Source organism: Blautia sp. MSK.18.38 (assembly GCF_024460535.1).
GTDB lineage: Bacteria > Bacillota > Clostridia > Lachnospirales > Lachnospiraceae > Blautia_A > Blautia_A fusiformis.
In genome coordinates this window covers 1-19,303 of the sequence record NZ_JANFYP010000002.1, presented here as the reverse complement: position 1 = coordinate 19,303, position 19,303 = coordinate 1, and the positions used below count along the sequence as shown (strand labels likewise).

The 19,303-nt window shown below is 47.0% G+C and carries 16 protein-coding genes and 1 other annotated feature; of the genes, 14 read left to right on the top strand and 2 right to left on the bottom strand.

The window, feature by feature from the left end:
* The first annotated feature begins 78 nt into the window (after positions 1-78).
* Positions 79-288, top strand: a binding site (T-box leader).
* Positions 289-446: 158 nt separating this feature from the next.
* The 13 genes from proS (at position 447) to NE638_RS01475 (ending at position 15,837) form a co-directional block, all read left to right on the top strand.
* Positions 447-1,886, top strand: coding sequence for a proline--tRNA ligase (proS, locus tag NE638_RS01535; protein WP_022427357.1), 1,440 nt, complete (start codon positions 447-449; stop codon positions 1,884-1,886).
* A 364-nt stretch (positions 1,887-2,250) separates the two neighbouring features.
* The gene (locus tag NE638_RS01530) at positions 2,251-3,591 is read left to right on the top strand and encodes a CCA tRNA nucleotidyltransferase (protein ID WP_022427358.1); all 1,341 of its coding nucleotides are present in this window, start codon (positions 2,251-2,253) and stop codon (positions 3,589-3,591) included.
* Between the two features lie 59 nt (positions 3,592-3,650).
* Positions 3,651-4,625, top strand: coding sequence for a hypothetical protein (locus tag NE638_RS01525; RefSeq protein ID WP_022427359.1), 975 nt, complete (start codon positions 3,651-3,653; stop codon positions 4,623-4,625).
* 98 nt (positions 4,626-4,723) lie between these two features.
* A complete protein-coding gene (locus NE638_RS01520; protein ID WP_015527116.1) occupies positions 4,724-6,457 on the top strand; it encodes a phospho-sugar mutase in 1,734 nt (577 codons plus the stop codon).
* 102 nt (positions 6,458-6,559) lie between these two features.
* Positions 6,560-6,853, top strand: a complete 294-nt coding sequence (locus NE638_RS01515) for an HU family DNA-binding protein (protein ID WP_227573730.1) — start codon at positions 6,560-6,562, stop codon at positions 6,851-6,853.
* Between the two features lie 73 nt (positions 6,854-6,926).
* The gene (locus NE638_RS01510; RefSeq protein ID WP_015527118.1) at positions 6,927-7,166 is read left to right on the top strand and encodes an RNA-binding S4 domain-containing protein; all 240 of its coding nucleotides are present in this window, start codon (positions 6,927-6,929) and stop codon (positions 7,164-7,166) included.
* Positions 7,167-7,256: 90 nt separating this feature from the next.
* Positions 7,257-7,538: a sporulation protein YabP gene (yabP, locus tag NE638_RS01505; protein ID WP_022427360.1), complete on the top strand. Its 282-nt coding sequence runs from the start codon at positions 7,257-7,259 to the stop codon at positions 7,536-7,538.
* Positions 7,539-7,649: 111 nt separating this feature from the next.
* A complete protein-coding gene (locus NE638_RS01500) occupies positions 7,650-7,964 on the top strand; it encodes an FtsB family cell division protein (protein ID WP_021650636.1) in 315 nt (104 codons plus the stop codon).
* Positions 7,965-8,083: 119 nt separating this feature from the next.
* Positions 8,084-9,577 (top strand): SpoIIE family protein phosphatase, encoded by a 1,494-nt coding sequence (locus NE638_RS01495; RefSeq protein WP_015527120.1) that lies wholly within the window; start codon positions 8,084-8,086, stop codon positions 9,575-9,577.
* Between the two features lie 25 nt (positions 9,578-9,602).
* Entirely contained in the window at positions 9,603-11,045 is a 1,443-nt protein-coding gene (gene tilS / locus NE638_RS01490) for a tRNA lysidine(34) synthetase TilS (RefSeq protein ID WP_022427361.1), read from the top strand.
* A complete protein-coding gene (hpt, locus tag NE638_RS01485; RefSeq protein WP_015527123.1) occupies positions 11,042-11,569 on the top strand; it encodes a hypoxanthine phosphoribosyltransferase in 528 nt (175 codons plus the stop codon). Before tilS ends, hpt begins: the two co-directional genes overlap by 4 nt.
* A gap of 16 nt (positions 11,570-11,585) precedes the next feature.
* Positions 11,586-13,433, top strand: a complete 1,848-nt coding sequence (ftsH, locus tag NE638_RS01480; protein ID WP_022427362.1) for an ATP-dependent zinc metalloprotease FtsH — start codon at positions 11,586-11,588, stop codon at positions 13,431-13,433.
* 286 nt (positions 13,434-13,719) lie between these two features.
* Complete coding sequence (locus tag NE638_RS01475) at positions 13,720-15,837, top strand: glycoside hydrolase family 13 protein (RefSeq protein WP_022427363.1); 2,118 nt, start codon at positions 13,720-13,722, stop codon at positions 15,835-15,837.
* Positions 15,838-15,917: 80 nt separating this feature from the next.
* Here NE638_RS01475 and NE638_RS01470 read toward each other — a convergent pair whose 3' ends face one another.
* Entirely contained in the window at positions 15,918-16,229 is a 312-nt protein-coding gene (locus NE638_RS01470; RefSeq protein ID WP_022427364.1) for an ArsR/SmtB family transcription factor, read from the bottom strand.
* Positions 16,230-16,363: 134 nt separating this feature from the next.
* Entirely contained in the window at positions 16,364-18,676 is a 2,313-nt protein-coding gene (locus NE638_RS01465; RefSeq protein WP_329984590.1) for a heavy metal translocating P-type ATPase, read from the bottom strand.
* Positions 18,677-18,688: 12 nt separating this feature from the next.
* Here NE638_RS01465 and NE638_RS01460 point away from each other — a divergent pair.
* On the top strand, positions 18,689-19,303 hold a 615-nt coding region (locus tag NE638_RS01460; protein ID WP_173745699.1), incomplete at its 3' end, for a hypothetical protein.

The following is a 19,303-nucleotide window of genomic DNA, read 5'->3' as shown; positions in this document are numbered from 1 at the left end:
AACTTATAGCAGAGAGACTTGTTATATTTTTTTGTTTGGGGTTGACTTTGAGGCGGTTTTCGCCTAAAATATATCAAAGATACGGCGATGATGAGAATAGTACACAGGGAATTATCTCAGAGAGGGATCTGCTTTGGTGGAAGGATCCTGTGCGTGAACTGTGGAACCGGCCTCGGAGCTCTGCGTGATTGAAGCGTGGCGTGTGTTTCCGGCGTTAACGGGTGTTGAGAGAACAGCTTTTCAGGCTGTTAACTGGGGTGGTACCGCCGAAGTCATTCGGTCCCTTGTGAGGGATTTGGATGGCTTATTTTTTTGTCCGTAAAACGGGATTGTAAATGCAGTGTACGGTTTATGGGACAGAAGAGTGAGCTGGAAGGATTCCGGATTGCTGTGGCTGCCTGACAGCCGGCAATATGTAACAGATCACAAGAAAAAGGAGATTTATCATGGCAAAAGAAAAGAAATTAGTACAGGCCATCACATCTATGGATGAGGATTTTGCTCAGTGGTATACAGACGTTGTTAAGAAGGCTGAGCTCTGTGGCTATACAAGTGTTAAGGGCTGTATGGCGATCAAACCTGCAGGTTATGCGATCTGGGAGAATATCCAGCATGAGCTTGACCGCAGATTTAAAGAAACCGGTGTAGAGAACGTTTACATGCCGATCTTTATCCCGGAGTCTCTTCTTGATAAAGAGAAAGATCATGTAGAAGGTTTTGCTCCGGAGGTTGCATGGGTGACTCATGGCGGCCTTGATCCGCTGCAGGAGAGACTTTGCGTGCGTCCGACTTCTGAGACTCTGTTCTGCGATTTCTACCAGAAAGAGATCCAGTCCCACAGAGATCTTCCAAAGGTATATAATCAGTGGTGTTCCGTTGTCCGTTGGGAGAAGACAACACGTCCCTTCCTTCGTTCCAGAGAGTTCCTGTGGCAGGAGGGACATACTGCTCATGCAACAGCTGAGGAAGCGGAGCAGCGTACCATCCAGATGCTGAACATCTATGCAGACTTCTGCGAGGAAGTTCTTGCGATTCCGGTCATCAAAGGCCAGAAGACAGACAAGGAGAAATTTGCAGGTGCTGAGGCTACTTATACCATCGAATCTCTGATGCACGACGGTAAGGCTCTCCAGTCCGGTACAAGCCATAACTTTGGAGATGGCTTTGCCAAAGCATTCGGAATCCAGTACACAGATAAAGATAATACACTGAAATATGTTCACCAGACATCCTGGGGAATGACAACCCGTATGATCGGTGCGATCATCATGGTTCACGGTGATAACAGCGGACTTGTTCTTCCTCCGAGGATCGCTCCGGTACAGACTGTGATCATCCCGATCCAGCAGCGTAAAGAAGGTGTTATGGAGAAGGCTGACGAGCTTCTTGCAGCACTGAAGGCAGCAGGTATCCGTGCAAAGGTTGACGCGACAGACAAGAGCCCGGGATTCAAGTTTGCTGAGCAGGAGATGCGTGGTATCCCGCTTCGTGTGGAATGTGGACCGAAGGATATCGAGAACGGTCAGGCAGTTCTCTGCAGAAGAGATACCCGTGAGAAATACACAGTATCCTTCGAGGAGCTTGCAGATAAGGTAAAAGAGCTTCTGGATACCATTCAGCATGATATGCTGGAGCGCGCACGTGCACACAGAGAGTCACATACTTACGTAGCAAAGAATTATGAGGAGTTCGGTGAGATCATCAACAGCAAACCGGGATTCATCAAAGCTATGTGGTGCGGTGATCGTGCATGTGAAGACAAGATCAAGGAAGATTTCCAGGCAACATCCAGATGTATGCCGTTTGAGCAGGAGCAGTTAAGCGACGTTTGCGTATGCTGCGGAAAACCGGCTAAGAAAATGGTTTACTGGGGACGTGCATACTAAAAAAATACAGCAGGCCACTTCAAAAAAGTGGGATGATCATATTGCGTTACTGTTCACTGGTAATGTCCCGCGAGGTGTTTTGTGTGAGCGAAGGTCACAGAAAACCCGAGACATACCGCGCGAATTTATGCGATCAGCATAAATTCTGTGCATCGCGAAGCGTGTTACTGAGAACGGAGTGAACAGGAACCATATTGCAGAAACAACGGCGGGGCAAAATATGCTCCGCTGTTTTTATGAATCTATGTTATAATAGCGTTAAGGAAAACATATCAGAATATTATTCGGCTGCTGACATGGAGATAATACAGCGAAATGTAAACGTGTTTTGAACGGACAGCAGCGATCATTAAGAGGAGTTATTATGACGATTAACATACCACAAAAAGCAGAACAGATCCTGCATATTCTCAATGAAGCCGGCTATGAGGCATATGTTGTTGGCGGCTGTGTCCGGGATTCTATCCTGGACCGGGTGCCTGGGGACTGGGATATCACTACCTCTGCACTTCCGGAGCAGGTGAAGGAGCTTTTTCACAGAACTGTAGATACGGGGATCCAGCATGGAACAGTAACTGTAATGATGGGCAAAGAGGGCTTTGAGGTGACAACCTACCGTGTGGACGGAGAATATCATGATGGCCGTCACCCGGATGCCGTGACCTTTACCAGGAGTCTTGAGGAAGATCTGAAACGAAGAGATTTTACCATTAACGCCATGGCTTATCATCCGGGGCATGGACTGGTGGATCTGTTTGGCGGAATGGAGGATATCAATAGGAAGATCATCCGTTGTGTCGGGGATCCGGTGGAACGTTTTACAGAGGATGCTCTTCGGATGCTCCGTGCAGTGCGTTTTTCCGCACAGCTTGGTTTTACTGTGGAGGAGAATACGAAAGCGGCACTGGCGCGGATGTCGGGGAACCTGGAGCATGTCAGTGCAGAGCGTATCCAGACAGAGCTTGTAAAGCTTCTGGTATCCGATCATCCGGATTACCTCCGGACAGCTTGGGAGACAGGCCTTACCCGGGAATTTCTTCCGGAATTTGATGCCTGTATGGAAACAGCGCAGAATACCCCCCATCACTGCTGCAGCGTAGGCGAGCACATCCTGAAAAGCCTTACGGAGATCGAGAATGACAGGCTTCTTCGTATCACCATGCTTCTTCATGACATTGCCAAGCCGGTTGTAAAAAAGACAGATGAGAATGGAAGAGACCACTTTAAAACTCACGGACCGGCAGGCGAAAAGCTGGCAGGAAAGATCCTGCGCCGTCTGAAATTTGATAATGTAACGATCCGAAATACCTGTCGTCTGATCCGGTATCATGATCTTCGTCCCACTCCGGACGCCGAGGATGTGCGGAGAGCTGTGAATCTTATCGGAGAAGAGCTTTTTCCGCTGTATCTGAAAGTGCAGAAGGCAGATCTTTTATCTCAGAGTACTTACAGGAGGGAGGAGAAGCTGGCACGGTTAAGCGGTGTGACGGAAGCTTATCAGGGGATCCTTGAAAGAGGTGAATGTACATCTCTGAAAACCCTGGCAGTTTCCGGAAGGGATCTTATAAAGGCAGGACATCCGGCCGGACCGGCACTGGGAGCACTGCTCGAAAGACTTCTTGACTGTGTGCTGAAAGATCCAACCCTTAATACAAAAGAAAAACTTCTTGAAACAGCAGAAAAAGATAGCATAAAAACCGAATAGAATAACAAAAATCCCCCCTGCATAAAATAGAACGTAAAATAAGGCAGGGGGGAACTTTTTTGTATGATTATGGGTTGAGCGTGCTGGAGCAGTATGGGCTTACGGCTTCATTCTCCGGCAGGGTGCGGGGGGCACTTCTGTGCCGGACAGAAAAAGGTCCGGTGATACTCCGGGAATTTCATGGCTCGGAAAAAAAGCTTTCCATGCAGCAGCAGCTTCTTGAAAAAATGAAAGAACAGAACTGTCTTGTGGACGCCTATCTCAGAAACAGGGAAGGCGTACTGGTAAGCAGGGACAAAGATTCTGTTCCATATACTGCACAGATCTGGTTTGAGGGACGGGAATGTGACACGAGATCCGAAAACGATATTTTAAAAAGCATCCGGACTCTGGCACAGATCCACAAGATCATGCAGCTTCCTGTGGAAATGGATTATGCGGGAAGAAATCTGCAGGAAGAATATATCCGGCATAATCAGGAAATGAAAAAAATACGCCGTTTTATCCGAAAAAAAGGAGCGGTCAATTCTTTTGAGAAGGATTATCTGAAAAGCGTGGAATGGTTTCTGCAAAAAGGAGAAGAAGCGGCAGCTATGCTGGAAACCACGGATTATAAAAATCTGCGGCAGCAGTCTCTTCAAAGTGGCAGTATCTGTCATGGCGAATATAATCAGCATAATGTGCTGATACTTGGGAAAAACACAGCGGTGACGAATTTCAGTCACTGGAGCTTTGATGTGCAGATGGCAGATCTGTACCGATTTATGCGGAAAATCCTGGAGAAATACAGCTGGGATCTGCACCTCGCGCAGAAGATGCTTTCTGCATATGATTCCGTACGACCGCTCTCGGAGTCTGAGTGGCAGAATCTGAGAGTCCGGTTCTGTTATCCGGAAAAATACTGGAAACTGGCAAATCATTATTATACACATAACAAGGCTGTGATCTCCGGAAAAAATGTGGAAAAGCTGAGAACCTTGATCCATCAGAAAAAACAGTGGGAGGAATTTTCAAAACAGTGCTTCAGACAGTAATGATTCTGAATGTGACAAAAACAAAACTTCCCTTTTTCTGAAAATTGTTATATAATATTAAGTATCTTATATAAAGAAACAGGGAGGTATTTTGGAACATGGATTATAAAGAAATCTATAATCAGTGGCTTGAAAACCCATACTTCGATGAGGCGACAAAAGAAGAATTGAAAGCGATCAAAGACGACGAAAATGAGATCAAAGAGCGTTTTTATATGGATCTTGAGTTTGGTACGGCAGGCCTGCGTGGTATCATCGGCGCAGGTACCAACCGTATGAATATTTATGTGGTAAGAAGAGCAACCCAGGGGCTTGCCAACTATATTGCCAAGGTTGACAAGAAATCCCAGGGAGTTGCTATCGCATATGATTCCCGTCATATGTCACCGGAGTTTGCCCAGGAAGCAGCACTTTGCCTGGCAGCAAACGGGATCAAGGCTTATATCTTTGAGACACTTCGTCCGACACCGGAGCTTTCCTTTGCAGTACGTCATCTGGGCTGTGTGGCAGGTATCAACGTAACAGCCAGCCACAATCCTCCGGAATACAACGGATACAAGGTTTACTGGGAGGACGGCGCGCAGATCACACCACCTCATGATTCCGGTATCATGGGCGAGGTAAAGGCAATCTCCGACTGGAATACCGTAAAGACCATGGACAAGGAAGACGCAGTAAAGGCAGGACTTTTCGAAGTGATCGGACAGGCTGTCGATGATGCTTACATGGCAGAGCTTAAGAAACAGATCATCCATATGGATGCGATCCAGGCAGAGGGCAGGAATCTGAAGATCGTTTACACACCTCTTCACGGAACCGGCAATATCCCGGCCAGAAGGATCCTTAAAGAGCTTGGATTTGAGAATGTATATGTAGTACCGGAGCAGGAGCTTCCGAACGGGGATTTCCCGACAGTCAGCTATCCGAACCCGGAGGCAGCAGAGGCATTTGAGCTTGGCCTGAAGCTTGCGAAGGAAGTGGATGCAGACATCGTACTTGCCACAGACCCGGATGCAGACCGTCTTGGCGTCCGCGTAAAGGATAAAAACGGAGAGTATCATGATCTTACCGGTAACATGTCCGGATGCCTTCTTGCAAACTATGAGCTGAGCCAGAGAAAGGCTGTAAACGGAAGCCTTCCGGAGGACGGAGCTCTTGTAAAGACTATCGTTACAACAAACCTGGCAGATGCCATTGCCAAGGGATACAACGTGAATCTTATCGAAGTACTTACCGGATTCAAATACATCGGACAGCAGATCCTCGGATTTGAGAACAGTGGCAAGGGTACATATCTTTTCGGATTTGAGGAGAGCTACGGCTGCCTGATCGGAACCTATGCAAGAGACAAGGATGCCATTGTTGCTACCATGGCACTTTGCGAAGCTGCTGCTTACTATAAGACACAGGGCAAGACTCTCTGGGATGCAATGATCGATATGTATGAGGAGTTCGGTTACTATAAGGATGCCATTCAGGCAGTTACCATGAAGGGTATCGAGGGTCTTCAGAAGATCCAGGAGATCATGACAACACTTCGTCAGAATCCGCCTGCTGAGTTTGCCGGACATAAGGTGACTGCTGTACGTGACTACAAGCTGGATGAGATCACAGATCTTGCAACAGGTGAGAAGAAGCCGACAGGACTTCCGAATTCCAATGTTCTCTACTATGAGCTTACCGATGATGCATGGGTTTGCGTAAGACCGTCCGGAACAGAGCCTAAGGTAAAATTCTATTATGGCGTTAAGGGAACATCTCTTGCAGATGCAGACGAGAAATCCGATGCAATGGGCAAGGCTGTTCTTGAAATGGTTGATTCCATGAAATGATAAAATGGTCACATTCCGCCTGTAATATGCGAAAAACCTTGACATTATAAGCCAAAAGCGGTATATATATAAAGCAAAGTCAAAAATAAGAGAACATCAATTATAGGAGGAAACACCATGAATAAAACAGAGTTAGTGGCAGCAATGGCGAAAGACACCAATCTTTCCAAGAAAGATGTAGAAGCTGTTCTGAAATCTTTTATCGATGTTGTAACAGATGAACTGAAAAAAGGCGAGAAGATTCAGCTGGTTGGATTTGGAACTTTCGAAGTAAGCACAAGAGCTGCAAGAGAGGGAAGAAATCCTCAGACTGGTGAGACCATGACGATCGAGGCTTCCAAGTCTCCGAAGTTCAAAGCAGGAAAAGCTTTAAAGGACGTTGTCAACGGTAAATAATCTGTTGGTTCAGAGTGATAACGGCAGGGGAAACCGGTTTTTGGTTTCCCCTGCTTTTTTAGGAGGAAAAATTATGCGTCTTGATAAATATCTGAAAGTATCCAGACTGATCAAACGCCGTACGGTGGCAAATGAAGCCTGCGATGCAGGAAGAGTTCTGGTCAATGACAAGCCGGCCAAGGCTTCTGTACAGGTAAAGACCGGTGACACTGTGGAGATCCAGTTTGGAAGCCGTAATGTAAAGGTTGAAGTCCTGGAAGTTAAGGAAACGGTAAAAAAGGATGAGGTGGAAAGCATGTTCCGCTATATCTGATGCAGGGACAGCTGCCGTTTGGGCGTGATGGTCTATTCCGGATGGATTTTTCATAAAATAAAAGAGAAATCATCCCCAGGGAGGTATGGATTGGACGAGAAGAAAACGGCAGCATTTCACAGTCTGATGCTGGAGCGGCAGAAAGGCGGCACCATAACGGGAATCCGGGAGGTGATCTCTTTCGATGAAAAAGAAATACTGCTGCATACAGAGGAAGGAAAGTTATCCATAAAAGGCGAAGGACTTCATGTAAAACATCTTGATCTGAAAAGCGGGCAGCTTAGCTTGGAGGGAAAAATCGACAGTCTTACCTATCTTGGCAGGAAAAAGGACAAAAAAGAAGGATCCCTTTTAAAAAGACTGTTCCATTAAAGCTAAAATGACAGCAAACCGGTTGATATTTTTTTGAAGAAGTTGTAAAATTTGGATGTATAAGCTCGTAAAAGGTAAAGAGAGCAGATTGTGTAAAAAAGGAGCAGCAGATTGAAAAATCCAAAAAATGGAAAAGAAAAAAAACGGATCGGATATAATTATCTTGGCATGGCGGGGATCATGGTGATCGCACTGGTGTTGCTGGGAAGCCTTATGCTACAGAGTAAGACTCTGGAACGGCGCAGGGATTATTATGATTCCAAAGCTACAGCACTGGAGAAGTCCATTGAAAGTGAGAAGGAACGTACCAAGGAGATCGAAGCAGAGAAAGAACATATGAAGACCGACGAATATGTGGAAGAGGCGGCTCGTGAGAAGCTGGGACTTGTGAAAGATAACGAGATCGTGTTTCAGGAAGAAAAATAGCTGAAAATCAAAGGTTTCGACGAAATTTTTTTTGACATTTTCGTGCGGCTTTGACAGATATTTCAGGGATCTTCCTTTATAATGTTCAGTCAGTGAAGGTTATAAGGGGAGGGGAAAATATGCAGGAATGGATCATTGCCATGCTCGTAGTCAGCATACTGCTGATACTCCGGGACATGGCAAAAACTGTCTTTTCGGGAAAAACGAAGGAAAAAGAAGAAATGCTGCCGCTTTGTGAAAGCCATCCCCAGAAGGAAAAAGTGGAACGGTATGCAGCATCCTTCCGGAAGCTTGCGGATACATTCTACGGAATGCCTTACCGTAAGGAATTTTTGAGTGGAGGACAGCTGAACCGTATCATATCGGACACCAGTGCGGCTGTATGTTCCAGATGTTATCAGAGAGAGATCTGCTGGGGAGAGCGTGCCGGGGAAACCATGCGGGGCAGTGAGAATATGATCCGTACCATGGAGGAAGGCAATGAAGAGAGTATCCAGAGAGCACGCAGTGAATGGATGGGAGCATGTGGCCGTTCCGCCCAGTATTTTCAGGTCCTGAATGAGGGATTTCGTGAAGAAAGGCAGAATCTCGTGTGGGATAACCGGATGATCGAAAGCCGGCTTGCAGTTGCACAGCAGCTGACGGAAATCTCGAGGATCATGGATCATATGGCAGAAGAGCTGTATGATATCATGCCGGCAGATCCGCAGTTTCAGGAAGATCTGAAAAAGGCTCTTCGTAAAAAGCATGTACTTGTAAAGAATGTCTGGGTCATGGATAAGATCGAAGGAAGACGGCAGATATTTCTGAATCTGAGAGCCAGGAGCGGACAGTGTGTTTCCATGACAGAGATTGCACAGATCCTGTCCAGGATCTGCGGAAGCTCCATGACGCCGGACGCCGACAGCCGCAGTATTGTAAATGGAGATTTTCGTATGGTCCATTTTGTGGAGGATGTCAGTTATCAGATGCTTTACGGAGTAGCGCGGCTTACAAGAGAAGCGGAAAAGGTTTCCGGAGACAATTATATCTGTCGTCAGGAAGAGGATGGCAGGTTTTTTCTCTGTCTGTCTGATGGGATGGGTTCCGGAATAGAAGCGTTTAAAGAAAGCGAGATCGTGGTAGAACTTCTGGAACAGTTTCTGGAATCCGGCTTTTCTCAGGAGACAGCTGCCAGAATGGTGAATTCCGCACTGCTATTGAAAGGACGGGAAGGGATGTTTTCTACTGTCGATATCTGTGCGGTGGATCTTTATACCGGGATCTGTGATTTTCTGAAAGCAGGGGCGTCTTCCACATTTATTAAAAGAGATCACTGGGTGGAATCCATTGCTTCGGAAAATCTTGCAGCAGGCTTGGTCCAGCAGCTGGATTTTGATACTGCCTCAAGGAAGCTTTATCATGGAGATTATCTGATCATGATGACAGATGGAGTTCTGGATGCGCTTCCTACAGAACGGGAAGAGGAAACTATGAAGGAGATCATTATGGATGTCCGGGAAAAAGAGCCCAGGGAGATGGGACGGGGAATACTGGAAAGGGTCCTGGGATACAGTGATTATCATGCTAGGGATGATATGACAGTAGTTGTGGCAGGATTGTGGAAAAAATAGAGTATTTTTGGTTACAGGAGAAAAAATGATCACACGTGTAAGAAAATATATCAGAGACAATCGGATGCTGAAAGCAGAGGATATGGTTGTGGCAGGGGTTTCCGGAGGGGCGGATTCCATAGCAATGCTTCATATTTTGAAAAGTCTTCAGAAAGAGATCGGTTTTTCCATGGAAGTGGTTCATGTCCATCATGGGATCCGGGGCCAGGAGGCGGACCGGGATGAGCAGTTTGTGGAAAAAATCTGCCGGGATTGGGGAATCCCTTTCCGGTCCAGGCATTATCCGGTTCCGGAGCTTTCCGGAAAGTGGAAGCTGGGAGAAGAAGAAACCGGAAGGATCGTGCGAAAACAGGCATTTCAGGAGGAAAAAAAGAGACTTGGTTTTTCCGGAGAACAGTCAAAAAAGAACGGACAGTTCCGGGTTGCGCTGGCACATAATCGCAACGATCTGGCAGAGACTATGCTGCATCATCTGGCAAGGGGAACCGGTATCCGGGGACTTTCTGGGATACAGGCGGTAAATGGTGAGATCATCCGGCCGGTTTTGTGTTTAGAACGGAAGGAGATCGTCAATTATCTGAAAGAGAGAGGTATTTCCTATATCACAGACAGCAGCAATCTTTCAGATGACTATACAAGAAACCGGATCCGTAACCATATTCTTCCGGCTATGGAACAGAAGATCAATGCAAAAGCGGTGGAGCATATGGCAGAAACCGCACGGGTTCTGGCAGAGGCAGATTCGTATCTTCAGAAAAAGGGAAGGGAGCTTCTGGTAGGCTGCCGGAAAGAAAATGGCTATCTTCTGGATGAAAAATTTTTTGCACAGGATCCTATCCTTCAGGAATATGCGGTGATGGAGGCGTTTGAGATACTGTCAGGAAAACGTAAGGACTTTACATCTCTTCATGTGGACCAGGTCCTTTCGCTTCAAAAAAAAGAAAACGGTCGTTATATCAACCTTCCGGAATCGCTGCGGGTAATACGACAGTACGGGGGGGTATGTCTGAAAAAGAACTCTGCATCAGACAGAGAGAACGATGCTTCCACTGAAAAAAAAGTATCGGCAGGTCTCAGAGAAATGTCTATGGAGCTTCCGGTACCTGGAATTCTGGAAAGTCCTTTCGGAGTTTTTGAGTCGAAAATTTTTTCTTATAAGAAACAGAAGATTGAAGAAAAAAAGTATACGAAATGGTTTGATTATGATAAAATAAAAAATAGTCCATGCGTTCGGACCAGAAGACAGGGAGATTATCTTACTGTAAACAGTGAAGGCGGAAGAAAGAAGCTGAACCGGATCTTTATTGATGAGAAGATTCCGGCGGAGATAAGAGACAGGCTTCCGGTTGTTGCGGTAGGATCTGAGATACTCTGGATCCCGGGAGGACGGATGAACGAGAAGTATAAGATCACTTCCACTACAGGGAGAGTGTTAGAATTACATTACCAAGGAGGAGCTTTAGCATGAGCGAAAAAATCAGGGTTTTACTCAGTGAAGAAGAGGTAGATGCCCGTATCCAGGAAGTTGCAGATATGATCAACAAGGATTATGACGGAAAAGATGTACACATGATCTGCGTTCTGAAAGGCGGCGTTTTCTTTATGTGTGAGCTTGCCAAGAGGATCACACGCCCGGTAACACTGGATTTCATGTCTGTGTCCAGTTACGGTGATGATACGAAATCCAGCGGTGTTGTAAAGATCGTCAAGGATCTGGATCAGCCACTGGACGGGAAAGATGTTCTGATCGTAGAGGATATCATTGATTCAGGCAGAACCTTAAGCTATCTGCTGCGTATCCTGAAGGGCAGACATCCGGCAAGCATCAGACTCTGTACACTTCTTGACAAACCGGAGAGACGTGTGACAGATGTAGAGGTAGATTACTGCTGCTTCAATATTCCGGACGAGTTTGTAGTAGGATACGGACTTGATTATGCCCAGAAATACAGAAACCTTCCTTACATCGGAGTAGTGGAGCTTCAGGACTGAAAGGAGATTTAACCAAGTGAGCAAGCATTCAGGTAAGATAGGCCTGTACCTTCTGCTTATTGTGGCACTGATCGCAGGATATCTGTATCTCAATGACCAGGTATCTACCCAGGGCAGCTACACAATGGGCCAGCTGGAAAAGGCTCTGGAAGAAGACAAAGTGACGGATGCGGTGATCCATCAGAACAGAGAAGTGCCCACCGGTTATGTAACAGCAAACATTGTTTCAGATGGTCAGAAGACAGTCTACGTAACCGATGTAAAGGAAGCGGAGGCGCTTCTTGAAGAACATGATATCGATCCGACGATCCGCAATGTACCCAAGGACAGCTCCATGATCGGAACAGTACTTCCGGTAGTGCTTACCGGCGCGATCCTTCTCTTTTTCTTTATGATGATGAACCGGCAGATGTCCGGAGGCGGCGGAAGCAATGCGAAGATGATGAATTTCGGAAAAAGCAGAGCCAGGATGTCGTCCCCTGATGATAAGAAAGTAACGTTCAAGGATGTTGCAGGTCTTCAGGAGGAGAAGGAGGATCTGGAGGAAGTGGTGGATTTCCTGAAATCCCCACAGAAGTATACCAAGGTAGGTGCCAGGATCCCGAAAGGCGTGATCCTTGTGGGCCCTCCAGGAACAGGTAAAACTCTTCTCGCGAAGGCAGTTGCAGGAGAGGCCGGAGTTCCGTTTTTCTCCATTTCCGGATCCGATTTCGTGGAGATGTTTGTTGGTGTCGGTGCTTCCCGTGTACGAGATCTTTTTGAAGAGGGCAAGCGTCATGCACCGTGCATCATCTTTATTGATGAGATTGATGCGGTAGCCCGTCAGAGAGGAACCGGTATGGGCGGCGGCCACGATGAGAGAGAGCAGACGTTGAACCAGCTTCTTGTAGAGATGGATGGTTTTGGAGTAAATGAAGGAATCATCGTAATGGCAGCGACCAACCGTGTGGATATTCTGGATCCTGCGATCCTCCGTCCGGGACGATTTGACCGTAAAGTCGGTGTGGGACGCCCGGATGTCAAGGGCAGAGAGGAGATCCTTATGGTCCATGCCAAGGACAAACCGCTGGGAGATGATGTGGATCTTCGCCAGATCGCCCAGACAACCGCAGGATTTACAGGTGCAGATCTGGAGAACCTTCTTAACGAAGCGGCTATTGATGCTGCAAAAGAGGGCCGTCCTTATATCATGCAGAAGGATATCAAGAAAGCATTCATCAAGGTCGGGATCGGTGCAGAAAAGAAGAGCAAGGTCATCTCTGATAAAGAGAAAAAGATCACAGCTTATCATGAAGCAGGCCATGCGATCCTGTTCCATGTACTTCCTCATATGGATCCGGTATACACCATTTCCATTATCCCTACGGGAATGGGAGCTGCCGGCTACACCATGCCGCTGCCGGATAATGATGAGATGTTTAATACAAAGAACAAAATGCTGGAGGATATCACCACGCTTCTTGGCGGACGTGTGGCTGAGGAGATCATCTTCGGAGATATCACCACCGGTGCTTCCAATGATATCAAACGTGCCACAGAGACTGCACGCTCTATGGTAATGAAATACGGTATGTCTGAAAAAATCGGTCTGATCGCTTACGGCAACGATGACGATGAGGTATTTATCGGCCGTGATCTGGCACATACCAGAGGCTACAGTGAGGAAGTGGCAAGAGAGATCGATGGGGAGATTTCCCGTATCATCCGTGAGTGCCATGAGAATGCAGAGAGCATCATCCGTGAGAATATCGGCGTTCTTCACAGCTGTGCGGCCCTTCTTCTCGAGAAGGAAAAGATACATCGTGAAGAGTTTGAAGCACTTTTTACAACAGAAAAAGAAGAGGTTGCAAAAACAAACGAATAAAATGCACAAAAAAAAATATTGAATTTTGTGAACTTTGTGCACACTTTTTGGTGGACACATGGTACTATAAATACCGTAAAACCCCCCCAATACATTATATAGTTTTTGCTACACCCCATAAGAAGAAATACCTTCTCCAAAAAAGGCAGCTTAACCAGCTGCCTTTTTTACTGCCCAAAAATAAAGACGGATTACGGAGAAAACAGATATATATGCTTGCGGGATGGAAAAAATTAAGATAATATATTTAAAAACATGGTACTAAAAACGGAATGAGGAAGATAGAATGTTATATGAAAGCATGGAGACTGCAAAGAAGATGCGGTATATACTCAATATGAGTCCGGTATTAAATAAAGACGCAATGTTTAGTGACGGGACGGAATATTACCGTACACCTGTGGAGCCACGGGAAGGTGATACAGTTACGATCCGTTTTCGTACCCAGAGAAATAATGTGGACAACGTCTGTCTTGTGTATGACGGAGAATATCTGGAAATGAAGTGGGAAAAAACTTCCGGAAGCTTTGATTATTATACTGCACAGATCGTAATGGGAAAAAATCTTGTACGATATTACTTTGAGATCCATTCAGGACTTGTTACCTGTTATTATGATACAAATGGTGTAAGCACCAGACATGAGGAAAGGACAGAATTTGAGATCTATCCCGGATATCATGTGCCTGAGTGGCTGAAGGGTGCTGTGATGTATCAGATTTATGTGGATCGTTTCTGTAACGGAGATCCTTCCAATGATGTGGAAACAGGGGAATATTTCTATATCGGGGACACTTCCGTAAAAGTGGATAACTGGGAAAAGGTTCCGGCTGTGATGGGTGTCCGGGAATTTTATGGCGGCGATCTTCAGGGAGTTATGGATAAGCTGGATTATCTTCAGGAGCTTGGAGTAGATGTGATCTATCTGAATCCGGTCTTTGTCTCTCCCAGCAACCATAAGTATGACTGTCAGGATTACGATCATATCGATCCGCATATCGGAAGGATCGTAGCGGACTGTGATGGTCTGTTAAGTCCCGGAGACAGTGATAACAGTCATGCCCTTAAGTATATCCGCCGTGTGACCGATAAACGGAATTTGGAGGCCAGTAATAAGCTTTTTCAGGAGCTTGTGGAGGAAATTCACAGAAGAGGGATGAAAGTGATCCTGGATGGGGTATTTAACCATTGCGGATCCTTTAATAAATGGATGGACAGGGAACGGATCTACGAAAATCAGGAAGGCTACGAGAAGGGGGCTTATGTTTCGGCGGACAGCCCTTATCGTTCTTTCTTCTGCTTCCAGGATCAGAACCGCTGGCCCTATAATCCAACCTACGACGGCTGGTGGACCCATGATACCCTGCCAAAGCTGAACTACGAAGAATCTGAGGAGCTTTGCCGGACGATTCTTGATGTGGGCAGAAAATGGGTTTCGCCGCCGTATAACGTAGACGGCTGGAGACTGGATGTAGCTGCAGATCTGGGCCACAGCAATGATTTTAACCATCACTTCTGGAAAGAGTTCCGGAGGACAGTAAAAGAAGCCAATCCTGATGCAGTGATCCTTGCAGAACACTACGGAAATCCGGAAAGCTGGCTTCGCGGCGATGAGTGGGATACGGTTATGAACTATGACGCTTTTATGGAGCCTGTAACCTGGTTCCTGACCGGAATGGAGAAGCACAGTGATGAGTACCGGGAGGACCTTTATGGCAACAGTGAGGCCTTTATCGGGGCGATGAAGCATCATATGCAGTCTTTGCATATGGGAGCGCTTTATGGAGCCATGAATGAGCTTTCAAACCATGACCATTCCAGATTTTTGACAAGGACCAATCACAGAGTAGGAAGGCTTTCCTACGCAGGCGCAGAGGCAGCATCTGCAGGCATCAATCCTGCCATTATGAGAGAGGCTGTTGTGATCCAGATGACGTGGCCTGGTGCGCCTACGGTATATTACGGGGATGAGGCCGGCGTCTGCGGCTTTACAGATCCGGATAACCGCAGAACTTATCCCTGGGGAAAAGAAGACCAGGAGATGCTGGACTTTCATAAACGCATGATCTGCATACACAAGGCATATCCGATTCTTGCAAAGGGTTCCCTGGAATTTCTGTGGAACGATCATCAGGGCTTGAGCTATGGTCGTTTTTCTGATTCTGAACAGATCATAGTGATCCTTAATAATCAGGATCAAGAGAGAGACATAAGGGTAACAGCCTGGAAAACCGGTGTAAGCCGGAAAGAAGCAACGGCTTTTCAGCGCCTGATGCTTTCTTCCGGAGAGGGTTATACGGAAATGCCGGAAGAATATATTGCAGATGCAGGGATTCTTCAGGTGAAGATGCCTGCATACGGAGCGATGGTGCTTCACCACAGGGCGAGGGATAAATACAAATGATGCACGAGTAAGGCAGAGAAAAAAGCCAATCTGTTCTTCCATTAGGAAGCAGATTGGCTTTTTGCATTGTGTTTTATGAGTTATTCTTCTGTAACGTGTTCCAGACCCTGATTCATGATGGTTGCCACATGGCTGTCTGCCAGGGAGTAGTAAATGGTTTTTCCATCTCTTCGAAATTTGACCAGTGACATCTGCTTCAGTACCCGGAGCTGATGGGAAATGGCACTCTGGGTCATGGAAAGACGATCGGCAATATCCTGAACACAGAGCTCTTCCACAGAAAGTACGTACAGGATACGGATCCTGGTAGGATCACCGAAAACCTTGAACAGGTCGGCAAGCCGGTACAGTGTATCATCATTGATCGGGTAATCTATATGTGTTTTCTTCATTTGCGCATCCTCCAAACTGTTAACTTCTATTGTAGCTGAAAAAAACGCACCGGTCAAATTCTTTTCTGCATCACTGGGGAGTTGTATGGATGCACAGGGATCCGCTGCAGGATATCTGCCCTGCAGAACGGATCTTATTTTTTATACAGGATACGAATGGAATTCAGCACGCAGATCATGGCAACGCCAGTGTCTGCAAATACGGCCATCCACATGTTGGCATGTCCGGCAAGACCAAGGATCATAACTGCGATCTTGATCACCAGGGCAAATATTACGTTCTGCCATGCAATACGGTTTGTGCTTCGTGCAATGGCGATAGACTGAGGGATCGCATCTACATTGGAATTCATAAATACGGCATCTGCGGCTTCAATGGCAGCATCTGCACCGCTTCCCATGGCAGCACCTACATCAGCACCTGCAAGAACAGGAGCGTCGTTGATACCGTCACCGACAAACATAACCGTTCCATGTGCCTGGCGGACCTTTTTTAGGGCATTGAGCTTATCCTCCGGAAGAAGCTTTGCATAGATCTCATCGATCCCGGCATCTTTTCCTACAGCCTGTGCACTGTCTTCGGAGTCTCCAGTGAGCATAACGGTGTGGAGACCAAGCTTTTTCAGAGAAGCAATGGCTTCCTTTGCGTCAGGTTTGATGGTATCGGAGATCAGCATATATCCTGCGAAGGTTCCGTTTACTGCCATAAATACTTCAGAGCCGTAAGCGGCTTCCTTTAATTCTCCGATTGTAACTCCGAATTTATCCATCAGCTTGCGATTTCCGCAGAGAACTTTTCCCTCCGGCATTTCCGCAACGATCCCGTGACCGGAAATTTCTTCCAGGGAGATCGGTTTTTCAAATTGGATCTCACGTTCCTTTGCGGCAGCAACGATGCTGTTTGCAATAGGATGTGTGGAGTTCTGTTCACAGCCTGCACACATGGAAAGGAGTTCATTTTCCGTGTATTTACCGGTGGCAACAACCTTCTGAAGCTGGAAGTTACCCTCTGTGATAGTTCCGGTCTTATCCATGATCACAGCGCCGAGCTTACTTAATCCTTCGATGGAAAGGCCACCCTTGAAAAGGATACCCTTTTTAGAACCGGCACCGATCCCGGAGAAGAAGGCCAGCGGGATACTAAGTACAAGAGCACAAGGGCAGCTCATTACCAGGAAAGTAATGGCTGTGTAGATCCAGTAATGCCAGTTTCCGGTAACAAGGGATGGGAGTATGGCAGTTGCCACTGCGATTCCTACAACACAAGGAGTATAAACCCTGGCAAAACGTGTGATAAAGCGGTCGATCTTCGGTTTGCTTGCTGCCGCGTTTTCTACGGAATCCAGAATACGAGTGACCATGGATTCTTCCAGAGGTTTTTCCACGCGGATCTTAAGCTGGCCGGAGGTGTTGACGCAACCAGAAGTGATCTCATCACCTTCATTTACAGCAACCGGTACAGGCTCTCCTGTGATCGGAGAAGTGTCGATACGGCTGTTTCCCTCAATTACGATACCATCAAGAGGGATGCGGTCTCCGGGACGGACCAGAAGAATGTCTCCGATCTGAGCCTCTTCAGAGGGAATTACCTGGATATCATCGCCTGTGACTAGGTTTACAACTTCCGGACGAAGGTCTACGGCATCCATGATCTGGCCGCGGCTTCGTTCAACGGCTTTTTCCTCAAAAAGCTCGCCGATGCGGTAAAAGAGCATAACGCCTACGGCCTCAGCAGAATCATTGATGGCAAAAGCGGCAAGTGTTGCAATGCTCATGAGAAAGTTTTCGTCAAAAATCTGTCCGTGAGAGATGTTTTTGGCAGCTTTTACAACGATAACACCCCCAAGCGCCAGGTATGCGATCACAAATACAGGAAGAGTGGCACTGGTACCAAAGCCTTTGTGTTCCATGATCTCTCCGGCAACGAAGAGTACTGCACCGATGATAATACAGATGATATCTACGTTTTCCCTGGAGAAAAATTTCTTCTTGGAAGCGGTTGTGTGAGTCACTGTTTTTGGGGACTGAGCCTTTGGCTTCGGATCCTTTTCTTTTACAAGAACTTCGGATTCAATGGATGTACAGATCTTACGGATCTGATCCAGGTATCGATCCGGATTCTTTGCAGTTAAGCGAAGCTGTTTTGTTGCAAAAGTGATGGTTGCTTCGGAAATGCCTTCAAGGTTTGCAATCTGTTCCTCCATTTTGGAAGCGCAGTGAGCGCAGCCTAGATTCTCCAGAAGATAGGTCTTAGTTGTTGTGTCAGTGGAAGCTGCCGGAGCTGGATTTCTCGGAACAACTTTAACTTCAGACTCAATGGATGTGCAGATCTTGCGGATCTGCGGAAGCAGAGCGTCTGGATCTGCAGCCCCTAAGCGAAGCTGTTTTGTTGCAAAAGTAATGGTAGCGCTTTCGACGCCTTCAAGAGCCTGAATCCGTTCCTCCATTTTGGAAGCACAGTGAGCGCAGCCGAGGTTCTCCAGAATGTAGACACGCTTTGCGGTGAGAGCATTGTGGGAGTGATCGTGGTGGTCATGATCTCCGCAAACACAACCACAGTGCTCGTCATGGTTGTGAAGGTGCTCGTGTTCATGATGTTCATGTTTAGGATCTTCACAACCACAGCTGCAGTGCTCGTCATGGTGATGATGCTCGTGTTCATGATGTTCATGTTTAGGATCTTCACAACCACAGCCGCAGTGCTCGTCATGGTGATGATGATGCTCATGTTCATGATGTTCGTGCTCGTGATCCTCGCAGCCACAGCCGCAGTGTTCGTCATGGTTGTGAAGGTGCTCGTGAGCATGATGTTCGTGCTCGTGATCCTCGCAGCCACAGCCGCAGTGCTCGTCATGGTTGTGAAGGTGCTCGTGAGCATGATGTTCGTGCTCATGGTCCCCGCAGCCACAGCCGCAGTGCTCGCCATGGCTGTGATGGTGCTCGTGTTCATGATGTTCGTGCTCGTGATCCTCGCAGCCACAGCCGCAGTGCTCGTCATGGTTGTGAAGGTGCTCGTGAGCATGATGTTCGTGCTCGTGATCCTCGCAGCCACAGCCGCAGTGCTCGTCATGGTT

What these genes read in the sequence shown, in the direction of transcription:
- proS (WP_022427357.1), top strand. Translation starts at nt 447, where the DNA reads ATGGCAAAAGAAAAGAAATTAGTACAGGCCATCACATCTATGGATGAG.
- NE638_RS01530 (WP_022427358.1), top strand. Translation starts at nt 2,251, where the DNA reads ATGACGATTAACATACCACAAAAAGCAGAACAGATCCTGCATATTCTC.
- NE638_RS01520 (WP_015527116.1), top strand. Translation starts at nt 4,724, where the DNA reads ATGGATTATAAAGAAATCTATAATCAGTGGCTTGAAAACCCATACTTC.
- NE638_RS01510 (WP_015527118.1), top strand. Translation starts at nt 6,927, where the DNA reads ATGCGTCTTGATAAATATCTGAAAGTATCCAGACTGATCAAACGCCGT.
- NE638_RS01495 (WP_015527120.1), top strand. Translation starts at nt 8,084, where the DNA reads ATGCAGGAATGGATCATTGCCATGCTCGTAGTCAGCATACTGCTGATA.
- tilS (WP_022427361.1), top strand. Translation starts at nt 9,603, where the DNA reads ATGATCACACGTGTAAGAAAATATATCAGAGACAATCGGATGCTGAAA.
- hpt (WP_015527123.1), top strand. Translation starts at nt 11,042, where the DNA reads ATGAGCGAAAAAATCAGGGTTTTACTCAGTGAAGAAGAGGTAGATGCC.
- NE638_RS01475 (WP_022427363.1), top strand. Translation starts at nt 13,720, where the DNA reads ATGTTATATGAAAGCATGGAGACTGCAAAGAAGATGCGGTATATACTC.
- NE638_RS01470 (WP_022427364.1), bottom strand. Translation starts at nt 16,229, where the DNA reads ATGAAGAAAACACATATAGATTACCCGATCAATGATGATACACTGTAC.
- NE638_RS01465 (WP_329984590.1), bottom strand. Translation starts at nt 18,676, where the DNA reads ATGGAGGAACGGATTCAGGCTCTTGAAGGCGTCGAAAGCGCTACCATT.